Raw genomic sequence first — 8,213 nt, forward strand, 5'->3', positions numbered from 1 at the left:
CCCCAGCACGACGGTCACGGGCGGTCCCAGTCCGACAGTCACCGGCGGTCTCAGCACGACGGTCGCGGGTGGTCTCAGCACGACGGTCACGGGCGGGCCGGTGGGAAGCCCGGCAGGGCACCCGCAGCGCCCGGACGCCCCGACAGCGCCGAGCCAGCAGGGTGCCCTCTACGGTGACCTTCCAGCCGACCGAGTCGGGTGGGCGGGTGGGCAAAGGAATCAGAAGAACACCGAGCGTCGCTGCACCAGCAGCTTGTACAGCGTGTGCTGAATCTGCTCCCGCACCTGATCCGTCAGGTTGAACATCAGCATCGGATCCTCGGCCGCCTCCGCCGGATACCCGTCCGTCAGAATCGGCTCCCCGAACTGAATCGTCCACTTGGTCGGCAGCGGAATCGCACCGAGCGGCCCCAGCCACGGAAACGTCGGCGTCAACGGGAAGTACGGAAACCCCAGCACCCGCGCCAGCGTCTTCGCGTTGCCGATCATCGGGTAGATCTCCTCCGCCCCCACGATCGAGCACGGAATGATCGGCGCCCCCTGCCGCAGCGCGGTCGACACAAAGCCGCCCCGCCCGAACCGCTGCAGCTTGTACCGCTCGCTGAAAGGTTTCCCGATGCCCTTGAAACCCTCCGGCATCACACCGACCAGCTCACCCTGGGCCAGCAGCCGCTCGGCGTCCTCCGCGCAGGCCAGGGTGTGCCCCAGCTTGCGGGCCAGCTCGTTGACCAGGGGCAGCACGAAGACCAAGTCGGCCGCCAGCAGTCGTAGATGACGGTCGGCCGGATGGTGGTCGTGCACCGCGACCTGCATCATCAGCCCGTCCAGCGGCAGCGTCCCGGAGTGGTTGGCGACGATCAGCGCCCCGCCCTTCGCCGGGATGTTCTCGATGCCCTTCACCTCGACCCGGAAGTACTTCTCGTACACCGGCCGCAGCAGCGACATCAGGACCTGGTCGGTCAGCTCCTCGTCGTAGCCGAAGTCGTCGACGTCGTAGTCCCCGGTCAGCCGGCGCCGCAGAAAGGCCAGCCCGGCCGCCACACGCCGCTCCAGGCCACCGTCCCGGCCGCCGTCCTGCGCGTCGGCACCCGAGCGCTCCAGCGGCTTCTCCGGCTTCTCCTCGCGGCTCACAGGCCCATCTTCCCGTGCCCGGCCCCGGCCCGGCAGGGGCTGGACCTCACCCATCTCACCGGCCCCTGACTCGCCGAGGGTGCCGCGCCGGCTGCCCGTGCCGCGGCGCCGCGCCGGGCGCTGTGCGGCGCTCCCACGGGACCGGTCGTCGTCGAACGGAATGACCTTGGCGTCCGCCATCGTTGCTGCGCTCCTCGGTTGGCGCTAGTCGGCGCTGTGCGTCGTGGGCCGGCCGCCGCCCCTCGCGGCCAGCGCGGCGATCCGGTCGACGGCCCCCCCGAGGACCTCCGGCGGCACCAGTCCGGGGCCCTGGCCGCGTGCGAAGTCCGCGAACGTCTCCGCCGTCGTGTACCTGGGCGTGAAGCCCAGCGTGTCGCGCATCTGGACCGTGTCCACCACCCGTCCGTGCGTGAGCAGCCGGATCTGCTCCGGCGAGAAGTCCGTCATACCGAGCGTACGCACCAGCGAACCCGCCCAGGTGACCGCCGGCAGCAGCAGCGGCACGGTCGGCCGCCCGAGCCGCCGGGAGCACTGCGAGAGCAGCAGCACTCCGTCCCCGGCGATGTTGAACGTGCCGCTGTTGAGGGTGCCCCGGCGCGGTTCGTGGGAGGCGATCCTGAGCACCTCGACGACGTCGTCCTCGTGCACGAACTGCAGCCGCGGGTCGTAGCCGAACACGGTCGGCAGGACGGGCAGCGCGAAGTAGGAGGCGAGCGGGGTGTCGGCGGCGGGCCCGAGGATGTTGGCGAACCGCAGCACGCACACGGCGACGTCCGGCCGCCGCCGGGCGAACCCGCGCACATATCCCTCGACCTCGACGGTGTCCTTGGCGAACCCACCGCTCGGCAGCGACTTGGCCGGGGTCGTCTCGGTGAACACGGCCGGATCCCGCGGCGCGGACCCGTACACGTTCGTACTGGACTTGATCACCAGTCGCTTCACGGTCGGCGACTTCTGGCAGGCGCCGAGCAGCTGCATGGTGCCGATGACGTTGGTCTCCTTGACCGTGGCCCGGTTTCCGCTGCCCAGCGCCGTGCCGGTCACGTCCATGTGGACGACCGTGTCGGCGCCCGTCTCGGCCAGCACGCGGGCGATGGTCGGCTGCCTGATGTCGGCCTGGATGAAGTCCGCGCCGCCCAGATGGTGCGCCGGCGACACCGCGTCCACGGCGATCACCCGGTCGACCTCCGGATCTCGCTGGATCCGCCGTACGAACCGGCCGCCCAGTTGCCGGGCCACTCCGGTGACGAGCACGACCTTCCCCAAGATCAGCGCCTTCCCTCGTACGTGATGCGTACGGCCAACCTAGCGGGTCGATGTTGCGCTGTGATGACCGCCCGATGCACGAAGTGACGGAAATTCACTCATCGGCACATGCCGGGTTCCCCGGGCATCGCCCGGTTCCCCGGATATGCCTGTGGCCTCCCATCGTGCCGATGGGAGGCCACAGATACGCGTGACACGCTCTCGCGACGCCGCTTACTTCTTGTTGCGACGCTGAACGCGCGTGCGCTTGAGCAGCTTGCGGTGCTTCTTCTTGGCCATCCGCTTGCGCCGCTTCTTGATAACAGAGCCCACGACTACCCTCGCTCACTTCTCATCACTCGGTTGTTTGGGCGCCATGGGCCCACACGACCTACGAGGGGCTAGCCTACCCAACCGAGCGCTGAGGTCGTAATCGAGGGGGGCACCCCGGGTCACCCGGCGGTCACCGCGGGGTCGCCGTCAGACCGTCTCCACCCCCACATAGCTGTCACGGAGGTACTCGTGTACCGCTTGCTCCGGGACACGGAACGACCGCCCGACCCGGATCGCGGGCAGATGACCGCTGTGCACCAGGCGGTACACGGTCATCTTCGACACTCGCATCACCGAGGCGACCTCCGCCACGGTAAGGAACACGACCTCGTTCAGAGGCCTCTCGTCAGCTGCAGCCATGACACACCTGAACCTTCCGCACTCGACGGCCCCCGGCTTCCCCTTCCGGTGACTCTTCGTCGTTGCGTGCTCACTCCCCAATGTAGGGGCGGGTGATGCAAGTGGGGAAGAGGTGCACCCATCGCAGGCCTACTGTGACAGACACGCTCGTTTGAGTACGTAGCGGATGAGCGGCCGGTAGTACTCAGACCGCACGCCGTCATCAACCGGAACGACGGCGGACACGCGCCCCTCCGCCTCCCCCACGAACAGTGCCGGATCGTCGGTGTCAGCGAGCCCGATGGCCTCGAACCCCAGCTGACCAGCACCGCAGACCCACCCGTGATCCCCGACGACCAACTCGGGCAACGGCCCTCCGCCCTCCGCCGCGGCCTCCAGCACGACCCGAACCGGCAGCGGTGAATGACTGTGCACGCCCGGCTCACAACCGGGGCGCCCGGCGTCGATTTCCCGCACCAACCCAACGCGCCGTGCGTAGCCGAGGTGATACGTACGTAGACCGAACCGGGTCAATATGTCGACACAGTGACCCTGCGCGGGGGTGAGCACGTCACACCCCGCCGCCGAGAGCGCGTCCGCCAAGCCGGCGTAGAACCCGAGCAGCCGCTGCGGATGCCCGGTCCCGAACAACACGGGCGCGCCGCGCCCGGCCACCTCCCGGATCCGGCCCGCGAAGGCATCCAGCGCGGCCAGCGTCCGCTCCGGATCGATCACATCCGGCCCCGAAGTGTGCCGAGGATCGCCCGAAACACCGCACTTCTCCGCCATCAGCTCAAGCAATTCCGGCTGTCCCCAGGCTCCTTCGGGATCAATCCCGATCAGCACTCGCGGATCCCGGGCCGCGAACAGCCGATAACTCCGCAGACTCTCCTCCCGAGAGGTCCCCACCTCCCCGGCAAGCCGAGCAGCCAGCAGATGCGCACGCAGAGCTCCGCTGGTCGACATGGGTGCGATGGTGACGCATCGGAGACGGGGAGGGGCCGGAATCCGGAGAAATGCGCACGGTTGGCGTAAACAACTGCGGTGCCCTGCCGCTCGGCGGGGGCCACGCGCACATGCGTCTCCTGCTCCCCCAGCCCTCTGGTTGGTTCAGGGCAGCAAGCCCCGCAGCGGGAACACCGCCCGCCGAGTGGCCCGTACCGCCTGATCCAGCCGATCCGCGGGGTCGTAACCCGACTCCCACGAAGCCCAGTTCACCGGCCACCGCCCATCCGTCATCCGCTGCGGCCCCAACTGCCGGGTCCGAGCGAACACCTCCTGACGCCACCCGTCGGGAATCACCGTCTCCGGCGCCACCGGCCTCCCCGCCGCGATCCCCACCAGATGCGTCCACGACCGCGGCACGACCTCGACCACCGCGTACCCACCGCCCCCCAGCGCGACCCACTTCCCCCCGGCGTACTCATGCGCCAGCTCATGACACGCCACCTGCACGGCCCGCTGCGCGTCCAGCGACACCGCGAGATGCGCCAGCGGATCCTCGAAGTGCGTGTCCGCCCCGTGCTGCGACACGAGCACCTGCGGCCCGAACTCCGCCAGCAACTCCGGCACCACCGCGTGAAACGCCCGCAGCCACCCCGCGTCCCCGGTCCCCGCCGGCAGGGCGACATTCACGGCCGCCCCCTCACCGGCCCCGGCGCCCGTCTCCTCCGGCCACCCGGTCTGCGGGAACAAGGTACGGGGATGCTCGTGCAGCGAGATCGTCAGCACCCGCGGGTCCTCCCAGAACGCCGCCTGCACCCCGTCCCCGTGATGCACGTCGACATCCACGTACGCGACCCGCTCGGCCCCCAGTTCCAGCAGCCGGGCGATGGCCAGCGAGGCGTCGTTGTACACGCAGAACCCCGACGCGCCCCCGGGCATCGCGTGATGCAGCCCGCCCGCGAAGTTCACGGCGTGATCGGCATCCCCCCGCCACACCGCCTCCGCCGCCCCCACCGACTGCCCGGCGATCAACGCGGACACCTCGTGCATCCGCGCGAACGCCGGATCATCGAGAGTCCCCAGCCCGTACGACCCATCGGCCCCCGACGGATCGGCCGACGCGGCCTTCACGGCGTCGATGTAGTCCTGCCGGTGGACCAGCCGCAGCGTCGACTCCCCGGCCGGCTTCGCCGCGACGACCTCCATCTCCCGGTCGAGCCCGAAGGCGCCCACCAGTTTCCGGGTCAGTGCCAGCCGGACCGGATCCATCGGATGGTCCGGGCCGAAGTCATAGCCCGTTACTGCCTCGTCCCACATCAGCTGTGCGCGGCCGCTCATGACCGCCACCGTATCGGTCCGGTTGAGCGGCGAACGATCTGGCGTACACCAACGTCACCAGTACCAACACCATCGGCACGAGCATGGCCCCCCGATAGCTCCAGGCATCGCCCAGCGCCCCCACCAACGGCGAACCGACCAGAAAACCCACGTAATTGAAAATATTCAGACGCGCGACAGCAGCATCCGAAGCCCCGGGAAACAGCCGCCCCGCCGCCGCGAACGTCTGCGGCACCAGCACGCACAGTCCCAGACCCAACAGCGTGAACCCGAGCATCCCGACCCAGGCCCCGGGCGCCGAGGCCACCACCGCGAACCCCGCGGCCGCCACCAGCGTCCCGAGCCGTACGACCGCCACGGCCCCAAACCGCCGCACCCCGAAGTCCCCGATGGCCCGCCCCAGCAGCGTGGTCACCATGTACACGTTGTACGGCACCGTCGCCAGCTGCTCCGAGCTGCCCAGCACGTCCTTCAGATACTTCGCGCTCCAGTTGGAGACGGTCGAGTCACCGATGTAGGCGAAGGTCATCACCAGACACAGCGGCAGCAGCAGCTTGAACACGACGCCCCCGCCCTCGCCGCCCTGCCGTTCCTCCAGGGGCGCCGGATCCCCGTCGACGTACCACCGGCTCCCCACGAGCGTCGCCGGCAACAGCACGGCCACCACCGGCAGGTACGACACCCACAGCGCGAGATGCCAGTGCGCCCCGACCCACGCCAGCGAGGCACCCAGGATGCCGCCCAGACTGTACGCGGCATGGAAACTGAGCATGATGCTGCGCCCGTACGACCGCTGCAGGCTCACCCCGAGCATGTTCATGGAGGCGTCAAGCGCGCCCACGGCCAGCCCGAACGCGCCCAGCGCCACCGCCAGTTCCGCGATGTCCCCACCCGCCCCGGCGCCGAGCAGCGCCAGCAGCACGACCGGCTGGGACCACCGCAGAAGCCGGCTGGGCCGTATTCGCTTCACCAGCTGCTCGGTGGTCACGCTGCCGACACCGGCGAGGATCGGCACGGCGGCCAGGAAGACCGGCAGCAGCGCGTCGGAGACGCCGTACCGGTCCTGGATGGCCGGGATCCGCGTCACCAGCAGGGCGAAGGTGGCGCCCTGGGCGAAGAAGCCGAACGCCAGCGAGGCCCTACCGCGCCGCAGCACATCAGTCATGGCGGCGAGCGTAGGGCCCCGGGCTACCTGTGGGTAGATTCAACCAAAGGTGAATTTCCTTCAGCTTTGCTTTCGTCGCGTCAGGCGGCGACGGCCACTTCGGCCTTGCCGGCGTCGACCTCGGCGGCCAGCAGCTTCTCCATGGGCTCGGCGGCCAGGCCCCCGCTGATCACGAACCCGAGCACCATCGCCCCGACGAGGAAGACGCTGCCCAGCCACACCATCGTGTCCACGGGAATGGTGTACGCACCCACGACCCGGGCGACACACTCGGCGAGCAGCACCAGCCCCCAGACGACCGAGAACGCCTTCTCCTTGCGCCGGAAGGCCCCGGACCGGACCGACGCCCCGCACACGAGCCGCTCCCAGGCGGCCTCCTTGGCCGTGTCGCCCTTCACCAGGAACGGCTTCATACCCGCGGTCATCATCGGCCGGCCCAGCCAGACGGAGGCGAGGATCCCGAAAGCGATGACACTGCTGACCCCGCTGTCCTTGGCGAGCATCAGCCGCGGGTCACCGGAGACGAAACTCAGCAGCAGGGAGACGACGTTGACGACCAGGATGAGGCTGGCCAGGGCGTTGGTCTTCCGCTCCTTCACCAGCCCCCACACGGTCCGCACCGCCGGGACCACACTGCTCCAGGCGAGCGCCGCGAACGTGCTCATCCCGAAGGCGTCCTTGAAGACGTAGTACGAGCCGAGCGGCACCGCCACGTCCAGGAGAAGCGGCTTGAAGTTGTCCAGCACGCTCGGGTTCTGCTTCTGCTGCTGCTCGGTCCGGCCCTGGGCCCCCGTGGTCTTCGTCATGCCCTCAGCTTCTCCGCCGGCCGGGGTCCGCCAGTAGAAACGATCGTCCGGACGTCCGCATGACAATTGTCAGGCACCGGACGATGGCTTCCGTCAGACGAGCAGATCAGCCAACTCGCCCATGGAGGAGAAGAGTTGGTCGGCGCCCGCCAGCCTCGCCGCCGGCGTCATCGCGGTGAACCCGTAGACGGTCATCCCGGCCGCCACGCCCGCCTGCACGCCCAGCGGCGAGTCCTCCACGACCAGGCACCGATCCGGTGCCGCCCCCATGCGCTCCGCCGCGTACAGGAAGAGATCGGGCGCCGGCTTGCCCCGCCCCACGTCCTCGGAGCTGAAGATGCGCTCCTCCGGGAACCACCGGTCGAGCCCGGTCGTACGGTGCCCGACCCGTATCCGCGCATGACTCCCCGAGGAAGCCACGCAGTACGGCACCCCGTCCGCGGCCAGCTTCTCCAGTACCCCGGCCACGCCCGCCACCGGCTGCAACTCCCGCTCGAACGCGGCGAACACGCGCGCGTGGAAGACGTCATCGAAGTCGTCCGGCAGCCGCTGCCCCGTCCGCTCCAGCACGAGCTCATGGACCCGGTGCATCGCCGAGCCCATGTAGTCCCGGATGGAGTCCTCGTACGACGTCGGGTGCCCCAGCTCGGTCAGATAAGTGGCCAGATGCCGATTGGAAATGGGCTCGCTGTCGACGAGCACCCCGTCGTTGTCGAAGATGACAAGGTCATAGCGCATACAGTCGAGCATAAACGCAGAAAGGCCCACGCCTGTGGCGTGGGCCTTTCTCAAGAATTGTTCGGCGGTGTCCTACTCTCCCACAGGGTCCCCCCTGCAGTACCATCGGCGCTGTGAGGCTTAGCTTCCGGGTTCGGAATGTAACCGGGCGTTTCCCTCACGCTATGACCACC

The 8,213-nt window shown here is 69.1% G+C and carries 9 protein-coding genes and 1 rRNA gene; all 10 read right to left on the reverse strand.

Annotation, left to right across the window (positions count from 1 at the left end; translation table 11 throughout):
• Nucleotides 1–219 precede the first annotated feature (219 nt).
• On the reverse strand, nt 220–1,311 hold the full coding sequence (locus SRB17_RS17840) for a lysophospholipid acyltransferase family protein (protein ID WP_153539572.1): 1,092 nt from the start codon (nt 1,309–1,311) through the stop codon (nt 220–222).
• 24 nt (nt 1,312–1,335) lie between these two features.
• The gene (locus SRB17_RS17845; protein WP_153539574.1) at nt 1,336–2,397 is read right to left on the reverse strand and encodes an NAD-dependent epimerase/dehydratase family protein; all 1,062 of its coding nucleotides are present in this window, start codon (nt 2,395–2,397) and stop codon (nt 1,336–1,338) included.
• A 213-nt stretch (nt 2,398–2,610) separates the two neighbouring features.
• On the reverse strand, nt 2,611–2,709 hold the full coding sequence (locus tag SRB17_RS17850) for a 30S ribosomal protein bS22 (RefSeq protein WP_003948845.1): 99 nt from the start codon (nt 2,707–2,709) through the stop codon (nt 2,611–2,613).
• 147 nt (nt 2,710–2,856) lie between these two features.
• On the reverse strand, nt 2,857–3,069 hold the full coding sequence (locus SRB17_RS17855) for a helix-turn-helix domain-containing protein (RefSeq protein ID WP_153539576.1): 213 nt from the start codon (nt 3,067–3,069) through the stop codon (nt 2,857–2,859).
• 129 nt (nt 3,070–3,198) lie between these two features.
• Nucleotides 3,199–4,014 (reverse strand): phosphatase, encoded by an 816-nt coding sequence (locus SRB17_RS17860; RefSeq protein ID WP_153539578.1) that lies wholly within the window; start codon nt 4,012–4,014, stop codon nt 3,199–3,201.
• Between the two features lie 144 nt (nt 4,015–4,158).
• Nucleotides 4,159–5,331, reverse strand: a complete 1,173-nt coding sequence (locus SRB17_RS17865; protein WP_153539580.1) for an acetoin utilization protein AcuC — start codon at nt 5,329–5,331, stop codon at nt 4,159–4,161.
• Complete coding sequence (locus SRB17_RS17870) at nt 5,282–6,496, reverse strand: MFS transporter (RefSeq protein WP_153539582.1); 1,215 nt, start codon at nt 6,494–6,496, stop codon at nt 5,282–5,284. Before SRB17_RS17870 ends, SRB17_RS17865 begins: the two co-directional genes overlap by 50 nt.
• Before the next feature lie 80 nt (nt 6,497–6,576).
• Nucleotides 6,577–7,302 carry a VC0807 family protein gene (locus SRB17_RS17875; RefSeq protein WP_153539584.1) on the reverse strand — a complete coding sequence of 242 codons (726 nt, stop codon included), beginning with the start codon at nt 7,300–7,302 and terminating at the stop codon, nt 6,577–6,579.
• Between the two features lie 93 nt (nt 7,303–7,395).
• Complete coding sequence (locus tag SRB17_RS17880) at nt 7,396–8,040, reverse strand: HAD family hydrolase (RefSeq protein ID WP_153539586.1); 645 nt, start codon at nt 8,038–8,040, stop codon at nt 7,396–7,398.
• A 59-nt stretch (nt 8,041–8,099) separates the two neighbouring features.
• A 5S ribosomal RNA gene (gene rrf, locus SRB17_RS17885) occupies nt 8,100–8,213 on the reverse strand; the annotation flags it as partial.

The organism is Streptomyces sp. RB17, from assembly GCF_009604455.1.
In the GTDB taxonomy this organism is placed as follows: domain Bacteria; phylum Actinomycetota; class Actinomycetes; order Streptomycetales; family Streptomycetaceae; genus Streptomyces.

Bases quoted from the DNA above. Each gene is read 5' to 3' on its own strand.
- SRB17_RS17860 (WP_153539578.1), bottom strand. From the start codon at position 4,014: ATGTCGACCAGCGGAGCTCTGCGTGCGCATCTGCTGGCTGCTCGGCTT.
- SRB17_RS17855 (WP_153539576.1), bottom strand. From the start codon at position 3,069: ATGGCTGCAGCTGACGAGAGGCCTCTGAACGAGGTCGTGTTCCTTACC.
- SRB17_RS17875 (WP_153539584.1), bottom strand. From the start codon at position 7,302: ATGACGAAGACCACGGGGGCCCAGGGCCGGACCGAGCAGCAGCAGAAG.
- SRB17_RS17880 (WP_153539586.1), bottom strand. From the start codon at position 8,040: ATGCGCTATGACCTTGTCATCTTCGACAACGACGGGGTGCTCGTCGAC.
- SRB17_RS17865 (WP_153539580.1), bottom strand. From the start codon at position 5,331: ATGAGCGGCCGCGCACAGCTGATGTGGGACGAGGCAGTAACGGGCTAT.
- SRB17_RS17840 (WP_153539572.1), bottom strand. From the start codon at position 1,311: ATGGCGGACGCCAAGGTCATTCCGTTCGACGACGACCGGTCCCGTGGG.
- SRB17_RS17870 (WP_153539582.1), bottom strand. From the start codon at position 6,496: ATGACTGATGTGCTGCGGCGCGGTAGGGCCTCGCTGGCGTTCGGCTTC.